Source organism: Streptomyces sp. NPDC051452 (genome assembly GCF_044454765.1).
Lineage (GTDB): Bacteria > Actinomycetota > Actinomycetes > Streptomycetales > Streptomycetaceae > Streptomyces.
Genome location: NZ_JBITEB010000015.1, coordinates 64,764 through 91,205, shown reverse-complemented (window position 1 = coordinate 91,205; position 26,442 = coordinate 64,764). Strand labels below are relative to the sequence as shown.

Here is a 26,442-nt window from a genome sequence, read left to right as displayed (position 1 = left end):
GTGCTCCACGGCTTCGCCCTCACACCACGGTGTCGCGAGCGGTCTGCTCCACGAGGGCGACGCCCTCGTCCATGGAGGCGCTGCCGTTCGACAGGGCCGCGACCAGATACCGGTGCCCCTTCACGGTGATCTGCCCGATGCTGTTGACGTCCCACAGGCCGGACGTGCTGCGCTGCAGCCAGCCGTTCTTCAGGGCCCGCTGGGCGGCGGAGCCGGAGCCCGAGACCGCCGTGACGCCCCAGGACTGCTCGGGTACGACCTGGCTCATCAGGGTCCGGACGTAGGCGCGGGACGCCGCGTTCAGCGCGGGGGCCGCATGCGCCGCCCCACCCTCGTCGAACACCGCGCGCAGCAGCCGTATCTGGTCGCTCGCGGTGGTGCGTGTCAGCCCCCACTTGCCGCCGGGCCCGCCGGTGGTCCGCGTCAGCCCCAGCCGCTTGTTGGCGGCGGCCAGCCCCGGGGCCCGGCCGATCTCCCGCCACAGGGCGTTCGCGGCGGCGTTGTCACTGCGCCGGATCATCGGCTCGGCCAGGGCGCGTTCCCGCGCGGTGAGGGGGCGCCTCGCGTCCTGCGCCTTCAACAGCACCGCCGCGAGGATGTCGACCTTCACGATGCTGGCGGTGTCGTACGCCGTGTCCGCACCGTGGATCACGGACGCGCTGTCGCCGCCGTCCAGGTCGAGCGCGGCCACCGTCGCTTGCGCCGGCCGCGCCCCGGCGGGGGCGGGAGCGGCGTCGGCGGCGGCCGCCGGTGTCGGCGAGAGCAGGCCGAGGGAGAGCAGGGCCGCCGCCGAGGCCGCCAGGGCGGCGGCCTTGGCGCGCGCTGTAGGGGAGGAGAGGGACGACATGGGGCCTGAAGGTAGACAAAATCGCCGCCCCGCGACGTGGCTCCCGTCACTTGGAGCCCCATTCCGTCCGAATTGTGAGAAGAGCCACCGTTGGGGCGCATTGGGTGGCCCGGTCGTGCGACCGGCGGCGTGTACGCGCGGCGGGATCGTCGTCCTCGCTTATCGTCGGCCCGATACCGACATCCGGAGTGATAATGGAAAAATCGGAGGAATTGGTTGGTGTGGCCGAGGGTGTGGCGGTCGTTCCCGTCGCTCCGCCCCTGCGCCGCAACCGGCCGTGGCCGCTCGGTGCCGCACTCGCGATCGCGGTCGGTGTCACGGCCGTACTCCTCCTCGCGGACACCCAGTGGCTCAACCAGCCGGCCGTCCAGGCCTGGCGCACCGTCTGCCTCGCGATCACCGTCCAGGCGCTCCCCTTCCTCCTTCTCGGCACCGTCCTGTCCGGCGCCATCAACGCGTTCGTGCCGGCCGACCTCTTCACCCGGGTGCTGCCCGACCGGGCCGCCCTCGCGGTGCCCGTCGCCGGCGTCGCGGGCGCGGTGCTGCCGGGCTGCGAGTGCGCCTCCGTACCCGTCGCCAACAGCCTGATCCGCAGGGGTGTCACCCCGGCCGCCGCGTTCGCGTTCCTGCTCTCCGCACCCGCCATCAACCCCGTCGTGCTGACGGCCACCGCCGTCGCCTTCCCGGGCGACCCGGCCATGGTGGCCGCCCGGCTGATCGCCTCGCTCGCGACGGCGGCCGTGATGGGCTGGCTGTGGCTCTGGCTGGGCAAGGAGAGGTGGCTGCGACCCGCCCTGCGCCAACGGCACACCGGACACGAGCACGGCCACAGCCGCTGGACCGAGTTCCGCCTCGGCTGTCAGCACGACTTCCTGCACGCCGGCGGCTTCCTCGTGTTCGGCGCCATGGCCGCCGCCACGTTCAACGTCACCGTGCCGCGCTCCGTCCTCGACACCTTCTCCGGCTCGCCCTGGCTGTCGGTGCTCTTCCTCGCCGCGCTCGCCGTCCTGCTGGCGGTCTGCTCGGAGGCGGACGCCTTCGTCGCGGCCTCGCTCACCGGGTTCTCGCCTACCGCCCGGCTCGCGTTCCTGGTCGTCGGCCCCATGGTCGACCTGAAGCTCATCGCCCTGCAGGCGGGTACCTTCGGACGCGCCTTCGCCTGGCGGTTCTCCACGGCGACCACGGTCGTCGCCGTCACCGCCAGCGTCCTGATCGGAGGCGCGCTGCTGTGAAACGTCCCGCCCAGATCCTGCTGCTCACCCTGACCGGCCTCGGCCTGCTGCAGACGACCGTCTTCACCGACACCTACCTGCGCTACGTCAAGGCCGGACTACACGCCCCGCTGATCGTCTCCGGCGTCGTCCTGCTGCTGCTCGGCCTGGCGGGAGCGGCCACCCTCGGCAGACGGGACGGCGACACGGGCGCCGACTACACAGGCCCCGGCCACACAGGCCCTGGCCACATGGGCACCAGTGGTGTGGGGGCCGGCGGTGTGGGGGCAAGCCACGTGCGCGTCGGCGGCATGGGTTCTGACCACACAGGCGTCGGCCACACAGTCGCCAGTCACACTGCCGCCGACCATGTGGGAGCTGACCACACAGGCGCCGGTCACACAGACCCCCACCACACAAGTGCCGGCCACCAGCACGGTCACGACCACACCAGCACCCCACGCATCGCCTGGCTGATGTTCCTCCCGGCGGTGAGCCTGCTCTGGTACGCCCCGCCCGCGCTGGGCGCCTACACGGCGGCGCGCTCCAACCCCAAGCCGGTCACCGTGCAGAAGGGATTCGCTCCGCTGCCCGCGGCTTCACCGCTGCCACTGACGCTCACGGACTTCACCAAGCGCGTCCAGCAGGACCGCGGCCTGGCCATCAAAGGCCGTACCGTCCAGCTGACCGGATTCGTCACCCCGTCGCAGGATGACGACAGCTGGTTCCTGACCCGGATCATCTTCACCTGCTGCGCCGCGGACTCCCAGACGGTCAAGGTGCGGATGTACGGCACCGAGGCGCCGCCCGCCGACACCTGGCTGGCGGTGACCGGGACCTGGCACCCCCACGGCACCCTCGGCACGAAGACCGCGGAGGCGGCGCTCGACGTCGCGAACGCGCACTCCATCGCGCAACCGGTGAACGCCTTCACCGACGACCTGCCCCTACGGCCGTCCTGACCCGCATGCCGTCCGCCCCGCCCGCCGCCTCACCGGGCGTACCCGCGCGCGGCGTCCGGGATGACCCCGCAGAACGCGGGCCGCTTCATCGAGCCCCCGCAGGCCGCCCAACGCGTGCTGCGCGCCGTCGACGGTGGAATGGCGGGTCCCACTGCCCGGCTTGTGACGGTTCCGCCGCGTGACGGCCGGAGGGTTCGCCTGACCGGGGGGCGAGCGGGTCCGCCACCTGACGGTTGACGGTTCCGGCTGCCCGGAGGTTCCGGAGGCCAGGGGGACCGCTCCCCGGCGGCTGAGGTCCGTTCCTCGACGGCTCACGGGGGTTCCCTCTTCGGGCTGACGTGTCCTTCCTCGACGGCTCAGGGGCCCCTCTTCGGTGCCTTCACGGCGGCCTTCCTCGGTGCCTTCGCGGGACCTTCCTCGGCGCCTCACGAGCCCGCTACCCGGCGTCCGCCAACCGGCCCCGCTGCTCGGCGTGGAGGACTCGCGATCGCCACCGGGCGCGATTCGGTCCTCGGACAGCCGCGATCCGGCCCGAGGTGCACGATGGTGGTGTGACCCTCGGTGGCCGGAGCCCGGGAGACCGGCCCGGCGCCGCTCGCCGGCCGCCCCGCGCCCACTCGCGCCGGGCGTGACGGGCGTACGGTGCGCATGGCCTCCCAGGTGCCCGGCATCCGGAAGGAGGCGGTGACCATGACCCGGACGACACCTCCCAGCACGGTCACCCCGGTACGACTGTGGCGGTGGCGGCGCAACTCGCTGCGCCGGCACAGCGATGTCGTCGAGGGCTGGATCGTCCTGGCCACCTGGGTGCTCGCGCTCCTCTGCGCGGCCGTCGTCGGTGTCGTCGCGACCCAGGCCTCCGACTCCGCGTTCTCGGCGCGCCGGGCCCACCTGCACACCGTGACCGCCGTCCTCACCGCCGACGCGGCGAAGTCCCCGCGCGACGTGACCGGATACGACGACGGCCGGGTGTGGGCCTCCGTGCGGTGGACGGACGCGGACGGTTCCGGGCACACGGACCGGACGAAGGTCTATCCCGGTGCCCCCGCCGGAAGCCGGTTGACCGTGTGGACGAACCAGACGCACCGCGTGGTCCCGCCGCCCGTCACCGGCGCCTCGGCCAGCCTGCAGGCGGCGCTCACCGGTGTCCTGGTGGGCCCCTCGGCCGGCGCGGCCGTCTGGGGCGTGGGCTGGGTCGTCCGCAGCCGGCTCATCCGGCGGCGGATGGCCGAGTGGGACGAGGAGTGGAAGCACATCGGGCCCCGGTGGGGAAACTTCAGCGGCACCTGAGCGGCCACTCTGCCGCCGGGGGACACCGGTGGCCGGCGGCTCGGGGGCCGGTGGGCTCGGGATCCGATCCGTCCGCCCGCTCAGACCCGCTCGCCGCTGCCGCAGGGGCCGTACAGGTCGAGCAGCCGGACCCGGGTGGCGTGCAGCCGCCGCGCGACCACGCGTCCGGCCCTTGTCGCGCCGGCCCGGGAAGTGCCAACAGCGACAGACGAGTTCGCCGTGTCCCGGCGTCTCGACGACGACGGGGAGCGGCCTGGCGCGCGCAGGTCCAGGGCGACCGAGCCGGTGCGCACGATCCGGAAGCGGTCGGCGCCCGCCGCTCCTCGAACTCCGGAAGCGGTCGGCGCCCGCCGCTCCTCGAACACTCCCTTCGGGGCTGCTGCTCCCGGGGTGGGCGCCTTGTCGTGCTCCGGCGTGGCCGCCTGCGGCGCGCGGCGGCCCGCTGGCGGCAGGCGAGGGCGGGAAGGGCGCCATCCACTTCTCGCGGATCCTGATTGCGCGGTGCGCGGTTCCCGACCGCTTCCCCGCGTCTGACTCGGGTCCTTCCCGCCACTACCAGCACACCACGGAAAGCACCGGCACACCAGGTCTCCGAGCGTCGTCGTGTCCCTCGAAGGGGTTGTTCCGGGGCTCCGGACGGCCTTCGGCGCATGGCCCGGACGCAGGCGGTGAGAAATCCGGCATGCAACCACCGAACCCGGGCAATTCTCTCCCGGCTCCGCGTCAGCCCTCCACGCCGCCGACCGACGTCGTCCTCACCGCGGACTTCGCTTCCCCCGAACAGTGGGTGGCGGGCCACTCATGGGCCTATCCCGACGGAGGCCCGGTGAACCCGGGCGACGACAAACTCGACCACCTCGTGTCCGACCCCTCCTATTCGCGCACCGGCGTCTTCAAGGCCGTCCGACGCCCGGACGGCCGGTGGAACACGGGCCTGCTGACCACGGAGGGAAGCGAACAGGGCTTCATGGTCCGCTCCGGCGACGTGCTGGAGGCCCGCGTACGGCTGCCCCGCGAGGTCGGGGCGTGGCCGGCGATCTGGACCTGGCGCGACGGCGACCAGGAGATCGACGTCTTCGAGTACCACCCGGACCACCCGGATCTGCTGGAGTTCGGCAATCATGTACGGGACACCGGCTCCTACTTCCGGGACGACGCCGTCCGCCCCGGTGCCTGGGTCGACCTGCGGACCGAGTTCGGGGCCCGCTCCGTCGTGTGGTGGGTCAACGGCGCACGGGTCTTCGCGGACCAGCGGGGCGTGGGCCGTGGCTGGCACGCCTACCTCATCGTCAACCTGTCGGTGTGCGCCGGTCGTTACCACCCGGCTCCCGGTCCGCGGACGACCGAGATGTCGTTCGAGGTGCGCTCCCTCGTGGTGCGCCGTCCGGGTCCGGGCGGGGGAGTGCCGGGCCGGCGGGCGGCCGCCGGGACCGAGGAGACGGCCGCCGGGACCGAGGAGACGGCCGCCGTGGACGACGCGGCCGGATGAGTCCGGTCGCTCAGCTCTCCAGGGCGTCGCGGACGCTCGGGTAACAGCCGATGAGGGTGGTGAGGCCGACGATCTCCAGGGTGCGCAGGACGGGCCCGCGCACTCCCGCCAGCCGCAGGGAACCGGCCGGGCCGTGCGCCTGGTGGGCGGCGATGAGGGCGTTGATGCCGCTGGAGTCCATGAAGGCCACCCCGGAGAACTCCGCGACGGTGCGGGCCGCCGTGGGCTCCGTCGGGACCAGGGCGTGGCGGAGCACACCGCAGGTGTGGTGGTCGATCTCCCCGGTCACCGTGACGACGGTGGTGCCGTCGACGACGGTACGGCCCACGGCCAGCCGGTCCGGTTCCGCCGGTTCCTTGATTTCTGCGATGTCTGTCACGTGTCCCTCGTCAACACTCGACGATCCTTGCCCAGAGCTTTCCCACCGGGTGGTTGCCCCGGATATCCCGGTGGACACCTGCCCGCTTCCCACGCACCCGGACTCAGGGGAGCATCCTCGCGGATCCCGCCCCGGCTGCCCTCGCCCGCCTCCGTCCATCCACGTGCCGCGCCCCCACCGGAACAGATATTCCGGTGGGGGCGCGGCACACGGAGCTGTGGACTGTCACCGGGCGGGGTGGTGCCGCCCGGCGTCCTCAGTGCCGCACCTTCACCCGGCTCAGCGCGGCCACGCCGAGTGCCGCGAGGGCGATCTGAATGAGCCACTCGATCCAATCGACGCCCTTGGTGTTCGCGACCCCGAGTCCGGCGGCGACGGCGGTGCCGATGAAGGCGGCGACGATACCGATCAGGATCGTCCACAGGATGCCGATGTGCTGTCGGCCGGGGACGACCAGCCGTCCGAGGACGCCGATCACGATGCCGATGACGAGCGCGCTGATGATCCCGGATATCTCCATGGCTGGTTGGCCACCCCTTCGTCGTTGGTGGCTTACAAGTGCCCCTTCATCCCCGCGCCACGCCTGCCGGGACCAGCTCCGCGCCGTCGGCTTCCACGGGGGCCCGGTGACGATCCGTCAGGCCGCGGCGCCCCTCGCCGGAGCGGCGGACGAGAGCAGGCCGGTGGCGGTTCCCATGAGATGCCTCACCTGTGGATCACGTAGGGATCTGTACTGTTCGGGCCATGGATTTGTTAGATTGCGCAACTACGCGGCCGAGGTGAACCACCACCCCGTCCGCCTGTACACCGCCGCGCGAGCCTGGCCGTCCTCCCGATGCCCGGCCTGACGGGGCCGACCGTTCATGGGAGTGGGAGATGAGCGACCCGTGGGACGGCCCCCCGCGTCAGGCCACGCGCAGTCCCGACGCGCGGGTGCCCGGACAGCGTAGGGCCGCCACCGACGGGACTCGATCGCCCGGCGGGCGGGCGGCCACCCGGGCCGCCGCCCGCGCACGCGGCGGCCGGGGAGTGCGCGCCGGCCGTCCCGTGGGACGCGGCAGGCGGGTGCTGCGGATCCTCGGGATATGCCTGTCCGTGCTCATCGTGGTCACCTCCGGCGCCGGCTGGTGGTTCTACCAGCATCTGAACGGCAACATCCACAGCGTCTCGCTCGACGGCAAGGGCGGCACGGAGAAGGCCGACGCCTTCGGTCGCACGCCGATCAACATCCTCGTGATGGGGTCGGACGGCCGTACCAGTGCGACGGACTGCAAGCTCGGCGGCGGCTGCTCGAAGACCGGAGTGCAGAGCGGCAGCAACGCGGACGTGCAGATGGTGATGCACATATCGGCCGACCGCTCCAACGCCACCGTCATGAGCATCCCCCGCGACACCATGACCCGGGTCCCGGCGTGCAGGAACAGTGCGTCGGGCCAGTCGACGAACGGCTACTACGGGCAGATTAACAGCGCGCTGCAGTATGGTCCCGCCTGCCAGGTGGCCACCGTCCACCAGCTCACCGGCATCCCCATCGACCACTTCGTGAAGCTCGACTTCTCCGGCGTGGTCAAGATGTCCGACGCGGTCGGCGGCGTCCCCGTGTGTGTGAGCGACGACGTCTACGACACCTACTCACATCTGAAGCTCTCCCAGGGCACCCACACCCTCAAGGGCGTCGCGGCCCTGGAGTTCGTCCGCTCCCGGCACGGCTTCGGCGACGGCAGCGACCTGGGCCGGACCATCTCGCAGCACATCTTCCTCAGCGCGATGATCCGCAAGTTCAAGAGTGCGGGCACCCTCACCGACCCGTCCGCCGTCTACGGCCTCGCCGACGCCGCCACCAAGGCGCTGACCGTGGACGACGGCCTGGGCAGTGTGAAGAAGCTGATCGCGCTCGCGGCCGACGTCAACAAGGTGCCCACCCGGCGGATCACCTTCGCCACGATGCAGACCGCCCCCGACCCGGCCAACAAGGAGCGGGTGGTCGTGGGCGCCGGAGCGAAGTCCCTGTTCTCCACGATCGCCGACGACCAGTCCCTGAGCACCGGATCCGGCAAGAAGTCCAAGGCGGCCTCCGCGACCGCGAAGGCGACCGCCCCGGCGGTGCCCGCCTCGCGGATCGCCGTGACGGTGGAGAACGGCACCCCCATCACCGGCCGCGCCTCCGCGGTCGCCACCGCTCTCACCGGGCGGGGCTTCAGCTCGGGCACGACCACGGCCAACGCCCCGAGCCCCGCGGCGACGACCACGCTCACCTATGGCACCGGCCAGAAGGCGGAGGCCCGGACGGTGGCCGAGGCGCTCGGCCTGCCCGCCTCCCATCTGAAGCAGGGCACCGGCACGGGCCTGACCCTGGTCCTCGGCAGCGACTGGACCAGCGGCAGCGGCTACCCCGGCGGGGGCTCCGCGCCCGCACCGGCCGACACCAAGGCCGCGGTCTCCGACGCCCACGCCTCGACCGCCGACCAGGCCAAGACCTGCGCCAAGGTCAGCCCCTACAAGACGGTCGAGATCAACGGCGTCCCCATGACACCGTCCCAGGCCTACGCGGCGGCGCGGAGCACGCCCGACTCCGACGGATGATCAGGGGCTGGCGATGTCGTAGCCGTAGCGCAGCGGCCCGCCGGTGACGGTGTAGTCGCGGCGGTAGAGGTACACCGCCTCGGCGCGCACGCCGTCGGGTGAGCCGGCCGCCAGCCGGCACGGATACGTCACCTGGATCACGCGCGGCCGGTCACAGACCCGCATCCGCAGTCCGGCCGCGGGCCCTCCGTCGAGCACCGCGACCTCCCAACCGGACACCACCGAAGTCGGCACGGTCACCGCGGCCGCCTCGGTCACGTCGACCGTTTCGATCATGTCGGCCGTGTCGGGCGCCCGGGTCGTCTCCACGGCCACAGTTTAGGCCGCGCAAGTTTCGCCCTGATGTGAACCGGGTCACCCCCCGCGCCGACGGCGTCGGGGGGTGACCCGGTTCACATCAGGGGCCCGGCGACCCGCCCGCGCGGGTCCGGGCTCTCAGACCTCACGCCAGCGGGCGTTGCACCACGAGAAGACGCCGAACGCCGCCAGGCCGAGCGCGATCAGCGCGAGCAGCCACGGGCCGGCGGGCAGATCCCGGAACGAGCGCAGGGTGTCGTCCATGCCCTTGGCCTTGCCGGGCTGATGCTGGACGGCCGCGATCAGGGCGAACACGCCGGCGACCGCGAAGACGATCCCGCGCGCCGCCCCGCCCGTCACACCGAAGAAGTCGGTGAACTGCTGCGCTCGCCGCGACATGGCCGAGGTCCGCAGCTCATCGCGGAACTTCTTGCGCACCGCCTGGACCGCGATCCACAGCCCGGCGATCACGACGACCACCCCCGCCGTCCCGACGAGCCACTGACCGCCGGGCCATTTGAGTATCAGCGCGGTGACGTCGTCGGTCTTCCGGTCGGAGGAACCGCTGCCGCTGCCCCGGTCCCCGGCGGCGTAGGACAGCACCGAGTACGACACGAAGATGTAGAAGACGAAACGACCCGCGTTCGACGCGCGCTTGGTGAGTTTGGTGCCGTTCGGCCCCGGTGCGCCGAAGACCGCCTCCGACAGCCGCCACAGAGCCATCCCGGCGAGCGCGATCCCGACGATCCACAGCATCACCGACCCGAACGGCTTGCCGGCCAGCTCGCCGAGGGCACCGCCGCGGTCGGCCTGCTGTCCGCCGCTGTCGTCGCCGAAGGCGATCTGTAGCGCGATGACGCTCACGAGTACGTAGATCAGCCCACGGGCGGCGAAACCGGCCCGGGCCGCGACGGCCATCGCAGCGCTGTCGGCGGCGCGGCGGGCCCGGAATCTTCCGTGAAGTACCGATGACTGTGTGCCCATACTTCGCCCTTGCCCCGGCCTCCCGATCCGACACCTTGCCCGGCGGCCCCGGCCGGTCTCCGCGCGCTACCCGGTGCGTTGCGAGGCGGCGGCGGTGGGGCGCAGGTCGGCGAGGGTGAGGGGATGGACCGGAGGGTCGGGCAGCACCAGGCGCGAGGTGGTGTGCAGGCGACGGTCCGCGTGCAGCAGCTCACCGGGCTCCATGAGCCGCCAGTGCGGGTTCTCGTCCAGGGGCTCGCTGGCCACCACGACGGAGGCACGGTCCCCCAGGTCCGCCGAGCGCACGCGCAGCCGGCCGTAACGGCCGGTGCCGTCGAGATGCCGCGATCCGTGATGACCGCCGGCGGGACGCTGCAGGACGTACAGCTCGTGGGTGGCGGGATACCGCAGGGCCCACAGCTCGTCGGCGGTGATCAGGACGATGTTGAGGGCGTACAGGGGCAGGTGGTCGGCGATCCAGCGGGCCGCGGAGATGAGGCTGGCGGACACGTTGCCGTCGAGCGCCGCCGTCTCCCGGGTCACCAGGGCGAAGAAGCGTTCGGAGTCGGTGTCGCCGTGCACCAGCGAACGGTCCTCGCCGAGGTGGCGGTCGAGTTCGTCCAGGCCCTCGATCACCCCGTTGTGTGCGAACAGCCGGCCCTCCTGCTCGAAGGGGTGTGTGTTGCGCACATCCAGGCCGCCGGTCGAGGCGTAGCGGATGTGGGCGAGGAAGGTGGCCGACTCCACGTCCCGGGCCTCCCGCGCGAAGGCCCGGTCCTCGTACGCGGCGAGCGGCGCCTTGTGCACCTCGGGAGTGCCGTCCGCGTCGAAGTAGCCGAGCCCGGTGCCGTCGGGTTCACGGTGACTCTGGGCGCTGAGGCTGTCGGGTGCGTCCAGCAGCCAGAACGTGGCGTAGGTGCGTCGCGGAGCGCTGGTCAGCCCGAAAAGCCGGCACACGGCACCCTCCTTCGTCCGTGGTCTCCCGCGACCATGGTCCCGCGCCCGGCTCCGCCCCGCATGCGGCGGCGCTCTTGGGCACGCGCACGCCGGGGCGCGGCCCGCGTCTCGCGGGCCGCGCCCCGGGGAGACCTTGCCGCTCGGTCAGCCACCCACGTGCCAGCTGAACCCGCCGTTGTGCGCGGCCACGGCGAAGAGCACCAGCCAGAGCACCACGTCGACGACGCCCAGGATGATGCCCGCCTTCGCCATGCCGGCGCCGTTCTTGACCGCCGCCTGACGCCGGGCCACCGCACCGAAGATGATGGCCAGCGGTCCCAGGACGATGTTCAGGATGAACAGACCGATGATGCCGCAGCACAGGCTCGCCACCGCCAGCCCATTGGTGCGCGAACGGGAGGAAGCGGCCGGGGAATTGCCGTAACTCGTCATGACGACTCCAGTGTCGACGGTATTCGGGCCGAACGGCCCCCACTCTGTTTGGGTTTTGCTTGACCGACCGGTTGCCCGATCCGGACCCTTCCATGTCGAGTACATGCCCACGAAAAATCCACGGAAGGGGCAGGCATGTATGCCGGGTCTCCGGGTATCCGGCGTGTCGTTGACGACAGTGATGGACACGGATCGATCCGGGAGGGGAACACCATGACGGCGCAGATCGTGGCGGCCCAGGAGACGCGTACGGCGACCGAGTTGCCGGAGGTGGCCGATCCTTCCAGCGTGGCCCCGAGGGACGCGCGGGAGTTGTCGAAGGTGTTCTTCGACCAGCTGGCGGTGCTGGAGGAGGGCACGCCCGAGCACCAGTACGCCCGGAACACGCTGATCGAGATGAACATGTCCCTCGTCCGCTTCGCCGCGGCCCGGTTCCGCAGCCGGGGGCCGGAGGAGATGGAGGACATCGTCCAGGTCGGCATGATCGGCCTGATCAAGGCGATCGACCGGTTCGAGCTGACGCGCGAGGTGGAGTTCACCTCGTTCGCGGTGCCCTACATCGTGGGGGAGATCAAGCGGTTCTTCCGTGACACCTCGTGGGCGGTGCACGTCCCGCGGCGTCTGCAGGAGGCCCGGGTGCAGCTGGCGCGGGCGACGGAGGAACTGCGCAGCCGGCTGGGCCGTACGCCCACGGTCCGCGAGCTGTCGGAACTGATGTGCCTGTCGGAGGACGAGGTCATCGAGGCCCGGCTGGCCGCGAACGGCTACAACTCGGCCTCCCTGGACGCGGCGATCAACAGCAGCGAGGACGGCGAGAGCGCGCTGCAGGACTTCCTCGGGGCCGAGGACACGGCGCTGGAGCTGGTGGAGGACTTCCACGCGCTGGCGCCGATGATCGCCCAACTGGGGGAGCGTGACCGGCTGATCCTGCACCTCCGCTTCGTCGAGGAACTCACCCAGGCCGAGATCGGCGACCGCCTGGGCGTCTCCCAGATGCACGTCTCCCGGCTGGTCTCCCGCACGCTCAAGCGGCTCCGCGAAGGCCTGCTGACCAACCACTGAGCCGCACCCAGCCGATGAGCCCGCCGCACGAGCGGCGGGCTCACGCGCGCCGCCGGGCGGTCCACAGGCGGCGGTGTCACACCGCGAGCAGGGGGCGCAGACAGGCGTACGCCCAGGCGCTCAGCGGGGTCGGAGTCGTGGTGGTCACCTCGCGGGACTGCTCCGGCACGAGATCGCGCGTTCCGGCCATCATGCCGACGATGCCCTCCACCGCCTTCGCCGGCAGTCCCGCCGAGCCGAGCGTGGCGCGCAGGTCGTCGTCGCCGACGGTCCGCAGCCGCACCGGCCGCTCCAGCACCTCGGTGAGTACCGCGGCGACCTGCCTGAACGTCAGATCCTCGGGGCCGTGCACGGCCTGGACCCGACGTCCGCTCCACCCGTCGTTCAGCAGACGGGCCGCCGCGACCTCGCCGATGTCGCGCGGATCGACCCAGGCGAGGGGCTGGTCCGGGCCGGCCGTCGTCGTCAGCACTCCCCGGCGCAGATCGTCCAGGCCGAGCAGCAGGTTGGTGAAGAAGTAGCCGCACCGAAGATGCAGCACGTCGGCGCCGCTTGCGTCGAACAGCTCCTCGACCCGGGCCAGCCCGTCGATGTGGCCCACGCCGTGCCGTCGCTCCGCGCCCACACTGCTCAGGAACACGATCCGTGCCACCTCGCCGTCCCGTGCGGCGGCGGCCAGCGGAACAGCGGTGCGGCGCGACGTCTCGACCGGCTCCTCGGCCGTGTGCGGCGTGGGATCGACCCAGAAGACGGTACGCGCGCCGGCGGTGGCGTCCCTCACGAAGCCGGCGTCGGTGAGATCGCCCACGCGCACCTCCACCCGGTCACTGGTCTGGGCGTCCAGTCGGGCCGGATCCCGAACCAGCACCCGCGGACGCACGCCCGCCTGGATCAGCACCCGTACCACCCGCGAGCCCACGTGTCCTGTCGGTGTCGTGACGACGATGGTCACCCCGGGACCTCCTTCGTATCCGCGGACGCGTACTCGACTCCGGTCCGGGTACCCGCCGCGTCGGCCGTGGCACCTGAGCGGAGCCGCCGGTCAGGCCTCTCGGGGCCTCTCGGGGTTCACCCGAATGGAGTACGCCGCATGGCGGGCGGACGCGGCCGCGCGGAGGCTCGGAATGAGTTGTGCCTCGGCCCGCGCCGGGCCGGGGGACCCAAGGGGGAAGTGGAAAGGAACACGCCCATGAGCCAGCAGGCAGCGAGCCCGACCGGACCGAACCCCACGGGCGGCCCGCAGCCGCCGCACTCGGCCGCCCGCGACGGCTGGGTGGTCGGGGGCGTCACCTTCGCCGGAGTCCTGATGGTGTGCACCGGCATCCTGGCCATCCTGCAGGGGATCGCCGCCGTGTCCCAGGACAACGTCTACGCCCGTTTCGGCACCTACATCTACCAGATAAACCTCACCGGCTGGGGCACGATCCACATCATCCTCGGTGTCCTGATCCTCGTGACCGGTTTCGGGCTGCTCAAGGACATGGTCTGGGCGCGGTTCGCCGGGCTCGTCCTCGTCTCGCTCAGTCTGATCGCGCAGTTCCTGTTCCTGCCGTACTCGCCGCTGTGGTCCGTGATCGTCATGGCCATCGACGTCTTCATCATCTGGGCGCTGGCCTCCCGGCAGGAGGCGGCGAGCGCGGTCGGTGAGCCCTACTCCCCGTCGGCGGAGCACCGGCAGGTGTGATCTGCCTCGCCTGACATCGAGGGGCATGGCGTCCGCTCTCCGGCGTGGACCGGGAGAGCGGGACGCCGTGGCCGGGCCGGCGCGTCAGCCGCTGACGCTGGCGGCGCCGGTCTCCAGGTGGCCGGTGAACCGGCGCGACCAGGTGGTGTCGGAGCTGACGGTCACCGTGAAGTCGTACCAGCCGTTCTGGTAGGCGACGGCGTTGAAGAAGTCCTCCTTCGAGGCGCCCGCCGCCACGGAGTAGCTCCACGGGCCGTCGCCGCGGTAGTGGTTGGAGGTGATGGTGAACGTCACCGCGCCGGAGCCCGAGTTGCTCATCTTGAAGTAGACGGCCGGCTTGCCGGTGCCGGGCTCGACGGCGTAACGAGTGCTCACCTCCGCCGACTTGCCCGCCTTGGTCGCGTCGCCCTTGAAGCGCCGCAGGAAGCGGTTGGGGCCGATCATGGTGAAGTCGTAGGCGCCGCCGCCGTAGCCCGTACCGATGTTGAACGAGTCCGAGGCGGTACCGCCCGCGTCGACGGTGTACTGCCAGGGTGTGGTGTCGCGGTAGGCGTTGGGATGGATCGAGAAGTGGGCGGCCCGGGAGGCGGGCGAACCCTGGTTGGCCATGGTGAACCAGGCGAGGATCCGGCCGGCGGTACCGAACTCCAGGCGGTCCAGATACCCGTTCGGCTGGTACGGCAGTGCGCGTGCCGGACGCGTCCCTGACTCCTGGGTAGGCAGGGCGTTGTCGGTGGGCGCCGGATTGGGCAGCGGGCCGCAGGTGCCGATGCCGATGACGCTGGTCGCGGGCAGGGACACCGGGCCGAAGACCGGGTTGGCGAAGTCGAAGACACCGGTGAGGTCGCCGCTCACCTTCCGCCGCCAGTCGCTGATGTTGGGGCACTTGGCGGGCTTGCCCAGGGCGGCCGTCCAGGTCTCCAGGAAGCGCAGCACCGAGGTGTGTTCGAACACCTCCGAGGAGACCCAGCCGCCGCGTGTCCAGGGAGAGACGACGATCATCGGGACACGGAAGCCGAGGCCGAACGGCACCCCGTTGAGGAACTCGCCCGCCGTACCTGCGGGCGGTGCGGGCGGCGGCACGTGATCGAAGTAGCCGTCGTTCTCGTCGTAGTTGAGGAACAGGACGGTGGAGTCGAAGACGTCCTGGTCGGCCGCCAGAGCCTGGTAGACGAGGTCGATGAAGTGGGCGCCGTCGCCGGGCGGCGCGTAGGGGTGCTCGGAGAACGCCTGGTTGGGGACGACCCAGGAGACCTGGGGCAGGGTGCCCGCGAGGACGTCGGCCTTGATGGCGGCGGCGATGTCGTCCGGCGTCGAGCCGGTGGCCTTCGGCACGGAGGACATGCCCCGGTCGTACAGCGGGTCGCCCGGTTTGGCGCCGGCGAAGGACTTGAAGTAGGCGCAGCCGTTGTCGCCGTAGTTGTCCGCGGCGTTCTGGTAGACCTTCCAGCCCACTCCGGCCGCCTGTAGCGCCTCGGCGTAGTTCTGCCAGGTCAGGCCGGACTCGTCACCGCCGTCGTAGCTGGCGGAGTCGACCTTGCCGCTCCACAGGTAGGTGCGGTTGGGGCCGGTGGCGCTGAGGGTGGAGCAGAAGTAGGCGTCGCAGACGGTGTAGTTGTCGGCGAGCGCGTAGTGGAAGGGTATGTCGGAGCGGTCCAGGTAGCCGAGCGAGCGGACATTGCCCACGCCCAGGACCCAGTTGTCCAGGCGGCCCTTGTTCCACGCGGAGTGCTGCGACGACCACGAGTGGGGCAGGTCGCCGCTGCACTGGGCCAGCGTCTCGCCGTCCTTGCCGCCGGCGGCCGGCGTCGCGCTGAGCTTCCACGGGTACTGGCGACCCAATCCGTTGGGCTGGTTGAAGACCGGGTGACCGCCGGCGAGGGTGATGCCGCTGCGGTCGTCGAAACCACGGACGCCCTTCAGGCGGCCGAAGTAGTGGTCGAAGCTGCGGTTCTCCTGCATGAGGATCACCACGTGCTTCACGTCCTTGATCGTGCCGGTCGCCGTGGCCGTCGCGGCCGCCGCGGTACGGGTGCCGGCGCCCAGCGCCACCCCCGCCGCCACGGATGCGCCGAGCCCCACGAAGCCTCTTCGGCTGATCGGAGTCATTCGACCGTCCTCATCCCTGGGTGCCCCAGCGGCACACCGCGCGCCACGGTGCACGGGGTGATCGTCGAAGTCCATAACGGCCGATGAAACGGAGGTAAAGAAGGGAAAGGTGTAAGGGCGCTTGGGCGCATGGCCGTACGGCCGCACGGGCCGGTTCGGCGTGCGTGGGTGGAGGCTGCCGGCCGGTCCTCAGGCGGAGGCGTCCGCCAGCCGCCGGAGCACGTCGAGCGCCTGCTCGGCCCGTTCGTGGGGGACGAAGAGATGGTCGTGGTGGAAACCCGCCACGACGTTGCAGCTCAGGCCCGCGTCGGCGAGGGCGCGTGAGACCGCCGCGGTCAGTCCCACCGCGTCCAGCGCGGAGTGGACACGCAAGGTGATCCAGCCGGCCACGTAGTCGTACGCCAGCGCCGCCGCGTCCGCCTCGGCCTGCGGGACCACGAGCGTGAGACCCTCCTGCTCGGCGACCGTCACCACGGGCGTGACACCGGCCGGTACGACGCCCTCGGCCACGGTGAAGACATAGCGCCCCGGGTTCAGCGCCGGACGCATGCCGCCGAGGAGTACACGCAGTTCGGTCTCACCGCTCACGGCCTCACCCTACGGCCCGCCGGGGCCGCGACCGTACCGACGCGAAGCCTCGCGGACCTTCATCGGCTCATCGGCCGGTCGCCGCCCGCGCCCGGCAGTTCGGCCACGAGGCGGCGCGCGTACGCGGTGTCGAGCCCGGCCGGGCGGAACAGGACGCGGTACATCAGGGGGGCGACGACGTGGTCCATGACCGTTTCCAGGCCCGGAACGTCCTCGTCGCGGTCGGCCGCGCGGGCGAGTACGGCGTCGATCTGTTCGGCCGCGTACTCCGAGCACCGGCCGGCGTTGGCGCCGTCCGGGTCGCCGAGCAGCGCGTCGCGGAGGTAGGCGCGGCCCGCGGGGGAGGCCATCTCGTCGAGGAACTGTTCGGCCCACGCCGTCAGATCGGCGCGCAGATCACCGTGGTCCCGCGGGGCCGTGTCGGGCCGCAGGCGCTCCACCGCGACATCGGACAGCAGTTCCCGCAGATCGCCCCAGCGGCGGTAGACGGTCGACGGTGTGACTCCCGCGCGTCGGGCGACCATGGGCACGGTCAGCGCGTCGCGGCCCACCTCGGAGAGGAGTTCGCGTACGGCGGTGTGGACCGACTCCTGGACGCGGGCGCTGCGACCGCCGGGACGCACCATCTGCCTACGGCTCATGAGCCCACCTTAAAGCACAGTAGTCGCGTTAATAAAGGCTAATCGTTTGCTTTAAGAGGGGGGCGGCAGTAGGCTCCCTTGAGGGCAAGGCCTTGCGTTCAACGGCCGGCGTCGAAGCACGACGAGAGCGAAGGAAGCGACGGACCATGCAGTCCTCTCCCGCAACCCCCTTGCCCCACTGGATCCTTGGCGACGTCACCGTGCACCGCGTGGACGAGATCCTGCTGCCGCCCGGGACCGGAGCGTGGCTGCTGCCCGATGCCACGCCCGAGGTGGTGGGCGGCCAGGAGTGGCTCCACCCGCACTTTGCCGACCGGCAGGGCACCCCGCACATCGACAGCCACAGTTTCGCGTTCGTCGTGGACGGGCTGCGTGTACTCGTGGACACCGGAGTCGGCAACGGCAAGCGGCGGGCCAACCCGGCCTGGCACGACCTGCGGACGGACTATCTGGAGCGCCTCACCGCGGGCGGTTTCCCCCCGGACTCCGTCGACCTGGTGATCCTCACTCATCTGCACGCAGACCACGTCGGCTGGAACACCCGTGAGGTGGACGGCGACTGGGTCCCCACCTTCCCCAACGCCCGCTACGTGACGTCCCGTACGGAGCGGGAGTTCTGGGCCGCGTACGACATAGACGAGGCGCGGCGGCAGATGTTCGACGATTCCGTGGTCCCCGTCGAGCGGGCCGGTCTGCTGGACGGCGTCCACGTCCCGGCCGAGGGCGTCGAGATCGCCCCGGGTCTGCGTCTGACGCCCACGCCGGGTCACACGCCCGGACACGTCGCCGTCGAGCTGACCAGCCGGGGCGAGACGGCCGTGATCACCGGTGACTGCGTCCATCACCCGGTCCAGCTCGCCCACCCCGCCATCGGCGCCTGCGTCGACATCGACCCGCGGCTGTCCGAGGCTTCGCGTCGTGCACTGCTCGGTTCCCTCGCCGACACGGGCACCCTCGTCCTCGGCACCCACTTCGCGCCGCCCACCGCCGGACATGTGGTCACTCACGGGGACGCCTATCGGCTGCGGCCGGTCCCCCCGGTGGAGTCCGGCGCCTGAGGCGAAACCACACCCTCAGGTGAGGACGCGGCCCAGGAAGTCGCGGATGTGCTCGGTGATGGTCCCCAGGTGGCTCTCCAGGGCGAAGTGGCCGGACTCGACGAGGTGGATCTCGGCGTCGGGAAGGTCCCGGCCGAACGCCTTGGCGCCCTCGGGGCCGAAGATCTCGTCGCCCGCTCCCCAGACCGCCAGCAGGGGGACCCGGGAATCGCGGAAGTACCGGTGCACCCTCGGGTAGAGGTCCACGTTGGCGGGGTAGTCGCGGAAGAGCGCGAGCTGGATCTCGGCGTTTCCGGGGCGGTCCAGCAGCGCCTGGTCGTGGACCCAGTTGTCCGGGCTCACCATGCTGGGGTCGGCCACCCCGTTGACGTACTGCCACCGAGTGGCCTCCAGGGTCAGTGCGCCGCGCAGGGGAGCCTCGGTGTCGGGTCCCGGAGCTTCGGCATAGGCGAAGACGCCGTCCCAGAAGGGCCTGACGAACCCTTCCTCGTAGGCGTTGCCGTTCTGGGTGACGATCGCGGTGACGCGCTCGGGGTCGCGCAGCGCCAGCCGCCAGCCGATCGGGGCGCCGTAGTCCTGGACGTACATGGCGAACCGGCGGACGCCCAGCCGCCGGAGCAGGCCCTCGGTGACCTCGGTGAGGGCGTCGAAGGTGTACGGGAAGTCCTGCGGGGACGGCATGGCCGACTGCCCGAACCCGATGTGGTCCGGGGCGATCACGTGATAGCGGTCGCAGAGCGCCGGGATCAGGTGGCGGAACATGTGCGAGCTGGTCGGGAAGCCGTGGAGGAGGAGCACGGTGGGCGCGTCCGGGGCGCCGGCCTCCCGGTAGAAGACGTCGAGACCGTTGACGGTGGCGGTGCGGTGGTGGACTGCCGGGGTCATATCTATAACCCTTCTCGCGCATTTCAGTGGTTGTCGCTCCAGTCCAGCATGCGCGGTCTAACCTGTCAAGCGTAAGTAAGGGGTTAGGTATCGGCGGCGGGAGCGGCAGCCCCGCGACGCGGCGGCACTCGCGCGCCGGTGGTGTGCGCCGGGTCGACAAGGCGGCGTCGATGCCGCAGGGTTCACCACATGTCCGATCTTCCCGAGCCGATGCCGGCCGGCTACCGGAGCCAGGCGGTGACGAAGGCCGACGCGCAGGCGGTGCACCGCCTCGTCACCGTGTGCGAGCACGAGTTGCTCGGCCGCGCGGTGACCGGCTTCGATCGCGTCGCAGCCGATCTCGGCGCACCGGCCGGGGAACCGGCACCCGACACGGTCCTCGTGCGGGACTCCAAGGGCCGCCCGGTCGGCTGGGCTTGGGTGAAAGGTCGCCGGGCCAGGGTCCATGTCCACCCCGAACACCGGGGGAGAGGCCTCGGCCGTTCGCTCCTCGACTGGGCCGAGGCGCGGGCCGGCCGTTCGGGAGCCGACCGGCTGTCCCAGTCGGTGTCCGACAGCGACGAGGCGGCGAGGTCGCTCCTGCGGTCCAGCGGATACTTCCCGCTCGTCACCGAGTGGCTGCTGGCGATCGCGATGCCCGTGGAACCGGAGGTGCCGAAGCCGCCGAGCGGGATCCGGGTGCGCCCGTTCCGCCCCGGTGACGAGCGAGCGGCCTACGAGGTCACCGAGGACGCGTTCGACGAGTGGCAGTCGCGGCGCCAGACGTACGAGGAGTGGGCCCGCCGTACCGTCGAACGCCCCTCGTTCGAACCCGGCGCCTCGCCCGTCGCGTTCGCCGGCGACCGGATGGTGGGGGTGGTGCTGTCCGTCGATGTTCCCGGCAGCGACGAGGGATACGTCGAGCGGGTCGCGGTACGACACGACCACCGCACCCGCGGAATCGCCCGCATGCTGCTGCGGCAGACCTTCCGCACCTTCTACGACCGGGGCAAGCGGGCCTGCACCCTGTGGACGCACACCGACACCGGCGCGCTGTCGTTCTACGAGGGCATCGGCATGACGGTGCGACGCAGCGCCACGGTCTACAGCAAGATCCTGACGACCGGGGAGCAACCCGCCGTCCCCGCACGACGGTGACCCTCCGGGGACGCCTCAGGGCAAGCACAGTGTCGAGACGCGAGCCCCGACCGCTTCGCACGGCCGGAGCGCGTGCCGCAGAACCGGCGTGAGCGAGGCACTCATCAGAGGGCACCGCCGGAATGGACAACCGCGCCGACGCCGGGCCCGACCGCCGCCCCGACCGGCCGGTACCGGCGCGATCGGGGCGGTCGTGTCCGCCGGTGCCTACCGGCTGCCGCCGGTCCGGCGAGCCGGCCTTACTTCAGGTGCCGGCCGAAGAACCGGTCCCCGTCCTCCACCTCGAACCACGGGGTGCCGGTGTGCCCGCCCAGATTCGCGTGCAACGTCTTCTCCTGGGTGCCGAAGGCGTCGAACAGGTCCAGGGCACGCTGCCGGGGGTTGCCTTCGTCGTCCCACTGCAGCAGGAACAGCAGCGGAATGGAGACCTGCCGGGCCTCCTCGCGCTGGGCGCGGGGCACGTAACCCCCGGCGAAGAACCCGGCGGCCGCGATGCGCGGCTCGGTCACCGCCAGCCGAATGCCGACGGCGGTCCACCCCGAGTACCCCACCGGGCCGCCGATCCCGGGCAGCGAGAGGAGGGCGTCCAAGGTGGCCCGCCACTCCGGGACCGCCTTCTCGACCAGCGGGCCGATGAACGACTCGAAGATCTCGTCGACCGGCTCGCCGGCCCCCATCGCCCGGCGGAGGTCGGCGCGGGCCTGTTCGTCCGCGGCGGAACGGGGCCGGTCACCGCACCCGGGGGCGTCGATGGCGGCCACCGCGTAGCCGTACGCCGCGGACTGCCGGGCCCGTGCCACCGGCCGGGAGTGCCGCCTGGACAGGCCGTTGTTGGGGGCCATCAGGATCAGCGGTACCGGTTCGGCGGACGCGGGCGTCCACAGGGTGCCGGGGATCTCGCCGAGGGTGAATTCGCGCTCGAGGACGCCGTCGTCGAGACGCTGTTCGGAAGTGAAGTGCATGGTCGTGCCTTTCGGGAGTGCGCTTGGACGGCGCTCCCGGACGACCTATCGCCCGACCGTGACCCCGGAGGGGAGCACCCATGTGGTTACTGCGTTCACGGGTACCACCTCCTCGTTCTCTCGCACGGTCTCCGGGAGGCTAACAGTGCTCGCCGTGGCCCGCCAACAGGTTTTCGCACAGGGCTCCGTTGCCGGTTCCCCAGGGTCAGGGCAGCCGGCGGCAGAGCAGTGCCGCCGGGCCCGGACGGGCCGCGAGCCGCGTGGTGAAGGCGATACCGGCGGCGTACTCGTCGGCCGCACACTGCCCCTTGTACGCGCCGGAGGCGAAGTCCCCGCCCTCCGAGCCGGCGGGGCGGTTGTCGGAGCCGTCGAACCAGACGGTCCGCCCGACACCCCCGAGGGCGCTGCGCCCGGGCACGCACAGCGCCGCCGACACGCGCTCTCCCCGTTCGCTGTATCCGATCAGGAAGCCGCCCGCCGGGCACTGCAACTTGGTGTAGCCGGAGGCCCAGTCCCCGCCGGCCGGGACGTACCGCTCGTCGGTGACGACCGTCTGGCCGCCCGTGCCGGCGCGCAGATCGCCTGCCGTGCTGTCGGTGCACAGCCCCCGGCCGCCGGTGTGTCCGAGCCCGACGAGCCGCAGCCCGTCGGGGCAGACGGCCTTGCGCGCCCCGGAATCGAAGTCGCCCGCCGCGCGTACGCGTACCGACTCCACGGCGTCGCCATGGTCGATGGAGAGCATCCGCCAGACCGGAACGGCCGCCACCGGACCGGTCCCGCTCGGCGCGCTCATGAGGTGCCGCCATGCCGTACCGCGCCAGTCGTCCGCGTCGAGGATCCCGGTTCGGTGCCCTGTGCCGTCGTAGCGCAGCAGCGCCCAGTCGTCGTGCCCGGCGTGGCCGACGAGCGGCCAGAAGGCGAAGTCGGCGTCGTGGTCCGCGAGATAGTCGGTGAAGGCGGCGAACCAGGCGCGGGCGGCCGGATTCGTCTCACCGGCGCCGACGCCGAACTCGCTGACCCAGACGGGTGCGGTGAAGTGCCGACCGGATTCCTCGGCGAAGAACGCCTCGTCTTCCAGCGCCGCGTACAACTGCTCCCGCGACAGGTCCTGGTAGCGGGCGTCGTGGGTCTCCCCGATGCCGGTGGCGCCGCTGTGGCGGGGGCCGGTGTAGCCGTAGAAGTGGGCGGAGTAGACCAGCTTGTGGCTGTCGACGAGCGTGTGGGACAGGGTGCGGGCGGGCGTGAGCACGGGGCGGCCGTGCGGGAGTCCGTCCACGGGTACGCCGGTCCAGTTGATGCCTTCGACGACGATGAGCAGTCGGGGATCGGCCTCGGTGAGGATGCGGTCGGCGGCCGTCTGGGCCGCCGTGTACCAGTCGTGGTCGTCGCCCAGGCCCCAGTTCGGATCGTCCAGGACGTCGCGCCGGACCTCGTTGTACAGATCGGCGCCGACGACGCGGGGGACGTCGGCGTACCGGCGGGCCATGAACACCCAGTCGTCCGCCCACTGCCGCGTGGACTGCGCGCTGTTCCAGCGTTCGTTGCCGTCGATGCCGCAGCACCAGCGGGAGGTGTTGGTGTGGTCGTTGAGGATGACGGCGAACCCGCTGTCGCTGAGCGCGTCGACCACGGCGTCGTACACCCGCAGTGGTGTCCTGCCGCGCAGCCGGGGGTTGGCGGCGACGGCCTCGTCAGGAACGGGGGTCGTGCTGTGGATCATCTCGTTGGAGAACGGGAGCCGGATGGTGTTGATCCCCAATTGGTGGAAGTCGGCCAGGAGTTGATCCAGAGGTACGCGATCGAGTCCGAGGGGTATGCCGTGCGAGTCCTGGCCGGCGTGATGGTTGGCGGGGTCGTCGGGGCTGCCGCTGCCCGTCCAGGACCCCTGGGCGCCGTCCCAGTTGGCGCCCTTCAGCCGGAAGCGGTCGCCGTGGCCGTCGACGATGTAACGGCCCTGGGTGGACAGCGGTGGAGACCAGGCAGCCGGGTCCGCGGCCCCGGCGACAGCGGTGACCCCACCGGAGGGCGGGGCCGGCGTCCGGGGTGGTGTGGCGGCGCCGGCTCCCGTGGAGGTGGCGGCCATGAGCAGCAGCCCCGCGGCCACGACGGCCAGACGCGGAACGGCGGATGCGATCGGCATGTGGCATCCCTCGGGTGTGGGGGTGGGAGAGAGCACTGTTCCCGGAGCGACTGGAGAGGAGACGCGGCCCCGGCTCAGCGGAGTGTCCACCACGGCGCGCTGTGAGGGGAAGGGCCCGGGCCGTTCGCCGTCCGGATCACACCACCCGGCGTCCGGGTGCGGCCGGCGTGCGAGGGGCGGGCGTCGGGCCGCCGCATAGGCTCTTCCCATGCCCGAGTTGCAGCTGCTCCGACCGGATCACGCCCCCGCGCTCCTCGCCTTCGAGCGGGAGAACCGGGCCTACTTCGCCGCGACCGTCCCGGACCGGGGCGACGACTACTTCGCCCGGTTCGACGAGCGGCATCGGGCCCTGCTCGCCGAGCAGGAGGCGGGGGTGTGCCGCTTCCATCTGCTGGTCGGTGCCGAAGGCGAGGTGCTGGGGCGGTTCAACCTCATGGACCTGGCGGATGGTGGTGCCGACCTCGGTTACCGCGTCGCACGGCGTGCCGCGGGCCGGGGGCTGGCCACCGGGGCCGTGCGGGAGCTGTGCCGGCTCGCCGCCGACCGCTACGGGCTGAGCGTCCTGCGGGCCGCGACGACCCTCGACAACGCGGCGTCACAAACCGTCCTGACCCGAACGGGGTTCACCGTGGTCGGCGAGACACGGCTCGGCGGCCGTCCCGGTCTGTCCTACCTACGCGGCCTCGGCGATCTCGCGACCGGCACGGAAGACCACCGGCCGTCCCCCGGGGCGTGAGCGGTGGACGGAGCAGGGACCGGTCACCGGGGACCCGTGGAGAGCGCGCGGGTGAAGTGGGTGACCGGGCGTACGAGGCGTTCGCCGTCGACGCAGATGTCGACCGCCTCGTTGTAGAAGGCGACCAGCTCGCTCACGGCGGCCGCGGCGGGCAGCGGATCGGGGTAGCTCCATAGGACATCGGCGGGCACATCCCCCTCACCCCGCCAGGACCAGTACCGCGCCGTGCCCTTGTACGGGCAGCCGGTCCGATGATCGGTCGGCGTGAACAGATCGAGACGGACGTCCTCGCGCGGGATGTAGTAGCGGGTGGGCAGGCCCGTCTCGAAGAGGAGCACCGGGCGATGCGTGTCGGCGACGACCGTCCCGCCCAGCTCGACCCGCACATGCCGGCTGCTGGCGATGGCGTCGACCCGCTTGTACGGGTCACGCGGGTGGACGAAGATCTCCTCTTCCTCCTCGTACCAGTGCTCGAGCCCCCTGCCGGTGCGCTGGAACCACTCGAAGGCGATGTGCCCGGCCAGGTCGGCGGCCGGAAACGTCCAGGCCGCGTTCTCCAGCAGCTCGCCGTCGATCTCCAGGTCGTAGAAGACCGTCGACCCGGTGTGTGTGCCGTCGGGCGGGTTCCCGGCCGGGCGCAGCAGGTCCACGCGGACCTCCTCGCGGGGGAAGGCGTACGTCGGCACCGGGACGCCCGGCTCCCAGACGAGGACCGGGTGACGGCTGTCGACGACCGTGGTCTCGCCCTTGCGGCCGCGGACCCAGCGTTCGCTGGGCTCCCAGAGGAGGCCCTCCGGGGTGCGGTGCGCGGACGCGGCGGCGCTCGGTGGGGTCATGCCCGTGTTCTCCTGTTCTCGTTCTCCATTCGCGGCACCCACCTTGTCTCCCCGGTCTCGCCTTCGTTCTCCCTCACTTCCGCTCAGGACACCCCGCCCGGCACGGTGGCGGGCTCAGTGGCGTTGTTCCCCGTGAACGCCTCCGAGCGCCACGTCCCGGACGGTGCGGTAGTCCGCCTCGATGGCCGCCGGATCGCCGTCACTGAGGACGACCTCGCGGTACCGCGCGTCGTCACCGGGGGGAGTGCGTCCCAGGAGGTCCGGGCTGACGGCGACCACCGTCGGCAGTCGGCGCAGGACGTGTCCGAGACGGGGGCCGCCGGCGGCACCGCCGCCGCGGCGCAGGTGGACCCGGACGACCCGGTGACCGTCCGGACCGGGCACGCGCCGTGCGGGCGTGGGGGGAGTCCAGGTGTCCAGTACGTCCGCCGCCCGGTCGTAGCCGGTCGCCACGCGCAGCGCCTCGTCGGCCGGGGAGGAACCGGGCACCGCCAGAGCCGAGACGAGGCGTGGACCCCGGAGCTCGTCGTGGGCGACGCGCGCGGTGACCGGACCGCGCATCACGCCCAGGGCGTCGAGGACAGCCGGCATGAACGCCGACAGCACCCGCGTCAGCGGCTCGTGCCGGTCCAACAGGTCAGTGCGGAGCAGCAGTTGATCGCCGGAGCGGGTCTCGGCCCATACGTCGGTGACGACGTGGACCGGATGCCCGTCCGCGCCGGGCCGGCTGACACTGTTGACGACGAACCGCCGCGCGGGCGGCCGTTCGGTCGGGCCCTGGCAGGGGTCGTCGACCGGTATCCCGGCCCGGGCCAGGACGGGCGCCTGGACACCACGGTCGTGGCGCCACCGCGATGTCTCGGGATCGCCCAGCGGCATCCCCAGATGCCAGGCGATCCGGTCCGCCAGCCCGACCCCCGCCGCGCTCCCGGCGACGACCGCCGAAACACCCAGCCCTCGCAGCGCCTTGACCGTCTGCCGCAGGGATCCACGATGCTCCACCGAATCCCCGTAGGCGGCTCTCCCGAGCGCCGATGCCTCACAGCCGACGGCCACGGTGTGCCAGCCCCGGCGCTCGAACGCCTCCGCGTGGGAGGAGCCGTCGCAGGGGGCGACGAGCGCGACGGTGCCGGTGGTGGTTGCGCACGGGGACGCGACGACGGGTGCGGTGGAGGCGATGGCCATGCGAACGAG

Annotated in this window: 27 protein-coding genes; 10 read left to right on the top strand and 17 right to left on the bottom strand. The window is 71.8% G+C overall.

The window, feature by feature from the left end:
• Positions 1-19: 19 nt before the first annotated feature.
• Complete coding sequence (locus ACIBA9_RS28990) at positions 20-847, bottom strand: serine hydrolase (RefSeq protein WP_399367529.1); 828 nt, start codon at positions 845-847, stop codon at positions 20-22.
• Between the two features lie 194 nt (positions 848-1,041).
• Here ACIBA9_RS28990 and ACIBA9_RS28985 point away from each other — a divergent pair, with 194 nt between their 5' ends.
• The 3 genes from ACIBA9_RS28985 to ACIBA9_RS28975 all read left to right on the top strand — a co-directional run bounded on the left by ACIBA9_RS28985 (position 1,042) and on the right by ACIBA9_RS28975 (position 4,310).
• Positions 1,042-2,079, top strand: a complete 1,038-nt coding sequence (locus ACIBA9_RS28985; protein ID WP_399367527.1) for a permease — start codon at positions 1,042-1,044, stop codon at positions 2,077-2,079.
• Complete coding sequence (locus ACIBA9_RS28980; RefSeq protein ID WP_399367525.1) at positions 2,076-3,020, top strand: TIGR03943 family putative permease subunit; 945 nt, start codon at positions 2,076-2,078, stop codon at positions 3,018-3,020. The genes ACIBA9_RS28985 and ACIBA9_RS28980 overlap by 4 nt, the downstream gene beginning before the upstream one ends.
• A 690-nt stretch (positions 3,021-3,710) precedes the next feature.
• A complete protein-coding gene (locus tag ACIBA9_RS28975) occupies positions 3,711-4,310 on the top strand; it encodes a hypothetical protein (RefSeq protein ID WP_399367523.1) in 600 nt (199 codons plus the stop codon).
• Positions 4,311-4,390: 80 nt separating this feature from the next.
• Here ACIBA9_RS28975 and ACIBA9_RS28970 read toward each other — a convergent pair whose 3' ends face one another.
• Positions 4,391-4,675, bottom strand: coding sequence for a hypothetical protein (locus tag ACIBA9_RS28970; RefSeq protein ID WP_399367521.1), 285 nt, complete (start codon positions 4,673-4,675; stop codon positions 4,391-4,393).
• Positions 4,676-4,992: 317 nt separating this feature from the next.
• On the opposite strand from ACIBA9_RS28970, the gene ACIBA9_RS28965 reads away from it, so the two are divergent.
• The gene (locus tag ACIBA9_RS28965; protein ID WP_399367519.1) at positions 4,993-5,799 is read left to right on the top strand and encodes a beta-glucanase; all 807 of its coding nucleotides are present in this window, start codon (positions 4,993-4,995) and stop codon (positions 5,797-5,799) included.
• A 10-nt stretch (positions 5,800-5,809) separates the two neighbouring features.
• On the opposite strand, the gene ACIBA9_RS28960 is transcribed toward ACIBA9_RS28965, so the two are convergent.
• Both ACIBA9_RS28960 and ACIBA9_RS28955 read right to left on the bottom strand, forming a co-directional pair.
• Positions 5,810-6,178, bottom strand: a complete 369-nt coding sequence (locus ACIBA9_RS28960; RefSeq protein ID WP_399367517.1) for an STAS domain-containing protein — start codon at positions 6,176-6,178, stop codon at positions 5,810-5,812.
• Positions 6,179-6,434: 256 nt separating this feature from the next.
• A complete protein-coding gene (locus tag ACIBA9_RS28955; RefSeq protein ID WP_393899814.1) occupies positions 6,435-6,698 on the bottom strand; it encodes a GlsB/YeaQ/YmgE family stress response membrane protein in 264 nt (87 codons plus the stop codon).
• A gap of 356 nt (positions 6,699-7,054) precedes the next feature.
• Between ACIBA9_RS28955 and ACIBA9_RS28950 the strand changes: the two genes are divergently transcribed.
• Positions 7,055-8,761, top strand: coding sequence for an LCP family protein (locus ACIBA9_RS28950; protein ID WP_399367515.1), 1,707 nt, complete (start codon positions 7,055-7,057; stop codon positions 8,759-8,761).
• Here ACIBA9_RS28950 and ACIBA9_RS28945 read toward each other — a convergent pair whose 3' ends face one another.
• The 4 genes from ACIBA9_RS28945 to ACIBA9_RS28930 all read right to left on the bottom strand — a co-directional run bounded on the left by ACIBA9_RS28945 (position 8,762) and on the right by ACIBA9_RS28930 (position 11,410).
• Positions 8,762-9,037 (bottom strand): hypothetical protein, encoded by a 276-nt coding sequence (locus ACIBA9_RS28945; RefSeq protein ID WP_399367734.1) that lies wholly within the window; start codon positions 9,035-9,037, stop codon positions 8,762-8,764.
• Between the two features lie 159 nt (positions 9,038-9,196).
• On the bottom strand, positions 9,197-9,976 hold the full coding sequence (locus ACIBA9_RS28940) for a DUF1206 domain-containing protein (protein ID WP_399367513.1): 780 nt from the start codon (positions 9,974-9,976) through the stop codon (positions 9,197-9,199).
• A 132-nt stretch (positions 9,977-10,108) separates the two neighbouring features.
• Positions 10,109-10,978 (bottom strand): class II glutamine amidotransferase, encoded by an 870-nt coding sequence (locus ACIBA9_RS28935; RefSeq protein WP_399367511.1) that lies wholly within the window; start codon positions 10,976-10,978, stop codon positions 10,109-10,111.
• 144 nt (positions 10,979-11,122) lie between these two features.
• Positions 11,123-11,410 (bottom strand): DUF4190 domain-containing protein, encoded by a 288-nt coding sequence (locus ACIBA9_RS28930; RefSeq protein WP_399367732.1) that lies wholly within the window; start codon positions 11,408-11,410, stop codon positions 11,123-11,125.
• Between the two features lie 213 nt (positions 11,411-11,623).
• Between ACIBA9_RS28930 and ACIBA9_RS28925 the strand changes: the two genes are divergently transcribed.
• Positions 11,624-12,472: an RNA polymerase sigma factor SigF gene (locus ACIBA9_RS28925; RefSeq protein WP_399367509.1), complete on the top strand. Its 849-nt coding sequence runs from the start codon at positions 11,624-11,626 to the stop codon at positions 12,470-12,472.
• Between the two features lie 76 nt (positions 12,473-12,548).
• Here ACIBA9_RS28925 and ACIBA9_RS28920 read toward each other — a convergent pair whose 3' ends face one another.
• On the bottom strand, positions 12,549-13,424 hold the full coding sequence (locus ACIBA9_RS28920) for an NAD(P)H-binding protein (protein ID WP_399367507.1): 876 nt from the start codon (positions 13,422-13,424) through the stop codon (positions 12,549-12,551).
• A gap of 237 nt (positions 13,425-13,661) precedes the next feature.
• On the opposite strand from ACIBA9_RS28920, the gene ACIBA9_RS28915 reads away from it, so the two are divergent.
• Positions 13,662-14,156: a hypothetical protein gene (locus tag ACIBA9_RS28915; protein ID WP_399367505.1), complete on the top strand. Its 495-nt coding sequence runs from the start codon at positions 13,662-13,664 to the stop codon at positions 14,154-14,156.
• A gap of 84 nt (positions 14,157-14,240) precedes the next feature.
• On the opposite strand, the gene ACIBA9_RS28910 is transcribed toward ACIBA9_RS28915, so the two are convergent.
• From ACIBA9_RS28910 to ACIBA9_RS28900, 3 genes are all read right to left on the bottom strand, one after another.
• Positions 14,241-16,265: a phosphocholine-specific phospholipase C gene (locus tag ACIBA9_RS28910; protein WP_399367502.1), complete on the bottom strand. Its 2,025-nt coding sequence runs from the start codon at positions 16,263-16,265 to the stop codon at positions 14,241-14,243.
• Positions 16,266-16,454: 189 nt separating this feature from the next.
• Positions 16,455-16,853 carry an ACT domain-containing protein gene (locus ACIBA9_RS28905; protein WP_362156063.1) on the bottom strand — a complete coding sequence of 133 codons (399 nt, stop codon included), beginning with the start codon at positions 16,851-16,853 and terminating at the stop codon, positions 16,455-16,457.
• Positions 16,854-16,912: 59 nt separating this feature from the next.
• A complete protein-coding gene (locus ACIBA9_RS28900; RefSeq protein ID WP_399367500.1) occupies positions 16,913-17,494 on the bottom strand; it encodes a TetR/AcrR family transcriptional regulator in 582 nt (193 codons plus the stop codon).
• 146 nt (positions 17,495-17,640) lie between these two features.
• Between ACIBA9_RS28900 and ACIBA9_RS28895 the strand changes: the two genes are divergently transcribed.
• A complete protein-coding gene (locus ACIBA9_RS28895) occupies positions 17,641-18,552 on the top strand; it encodes an MBL fold metallo-hydrolase (RefSeq protein ID WP_399367498.1) in 912 nt (303 codons plus the stop codon).
• 15 nt (positions 18,553-18,567) lie between these two features.
• On the opposite strand, the gene ACIBA9_RS28890 is transcribed toward ACIBA9_RS28895, so the two are convergent.
• A complete protein-coding gene (locus ACIBA9_RS28890) occupies positions 18,568-19,437 on the bottom strand; it encodes an alpha/beta fold hydrolase (protein ID WP_399367496.1) in 870 nt (289 codons plus the stop codon).
• Between the two features lie 189 nt (positions 19,438-19,626).
• On the opposite strand from ACIBA9_RS28890, the gene ACIBA9_RS28885 reads away from it, so the two are divergent.
• On the top strand, positions 19,627-20,574 hold the full coding sequence (locus ACIBA9_RS28885; RefSeq protein ID WP_399367494.1) for a GNAT family N-acetyltransferase: 948 nt from the start codon (positions 19,627-19,629) through the stop codon (positions 20,572-20,574).
• A gap of 239 nt (positions 20,575-20,813) precedes the next feature.
• Here the strand turns inward: ACIBA9_RS28885 and ACIBA9_RS28880 are convergent, their stop codons facing one another.
• Positions 20,814-21,536, bottom strand: coding sequence for a dienelactone hydrolase family protein (locus ACIBA9_RS28880; RefSeq protein WP_399367492.1), 723 nt, complete (start codon positions 21,534-21,536; stop codon positions 20,814-20,816).
• 205 nt (positions 21,537-21,741) lie between these two features.
• Positions 21,742-23,676 (bottom strand): glycoside hydrolase family 5 protein, encoded by a 1,935-nt coding sequence (locus ACIBA9_RS28875; RefSeq protein WP_399367490.1) that lies wholly within the window; start codon positions 23,674-23,676, stop codon positions 21,742-21,744.
• A 208-nt stretch (positions 23,677-23,884) separates the two neighbouring features.
• On the opposite strand from ACIBA9_RS28875, the gene ACIBA9_RS28870 reads away from it, so the two are divergent.
• Complete coding sequence (locus tag ACIBA9_RS28870; RefSeq protein WP_399367488.1) at positions 23,885-24,412, top strand: GNAT family N-acetyltransferase; 528 nt, start codon at positions 23,885-23,887, stop codon at positions 24,410-24,412.
• Positions 24,413-24,435: 23 nt separating this feature from the next.
• Here the strand turns inward: ACIBA9_RS28870 and ACIBA9_RS28865 are convergent, their stop codons facing one another.
• Positions 24,436-25,248: a DUF427 domain-containing protein gene (locus tag ACIBA9_RS28865; protein WP_399367486.1), complete on the bottom strand. Its 813-nt coding sequence runs from the start codon at positions 25,246-25,248 to the stop codon at positions 24,436-24,438.
• Positions 25,249-25,362: 114 nt separating this feature from the next.
• The gene (locus ACIBA9_RS28860) at positions 25,363-26,433 is read right to left on the bottom strand and encodes a hypothetical protein (RefSeq protein WP_399367484.1); all 1,071 of its coding nucleotides are present in this window, start codon (positions 26,431-26,433) and stop codon (positions 25,363-25,365) included.
• Positions 26,434-26,442 lie beyond the last annotated feature (9 nt).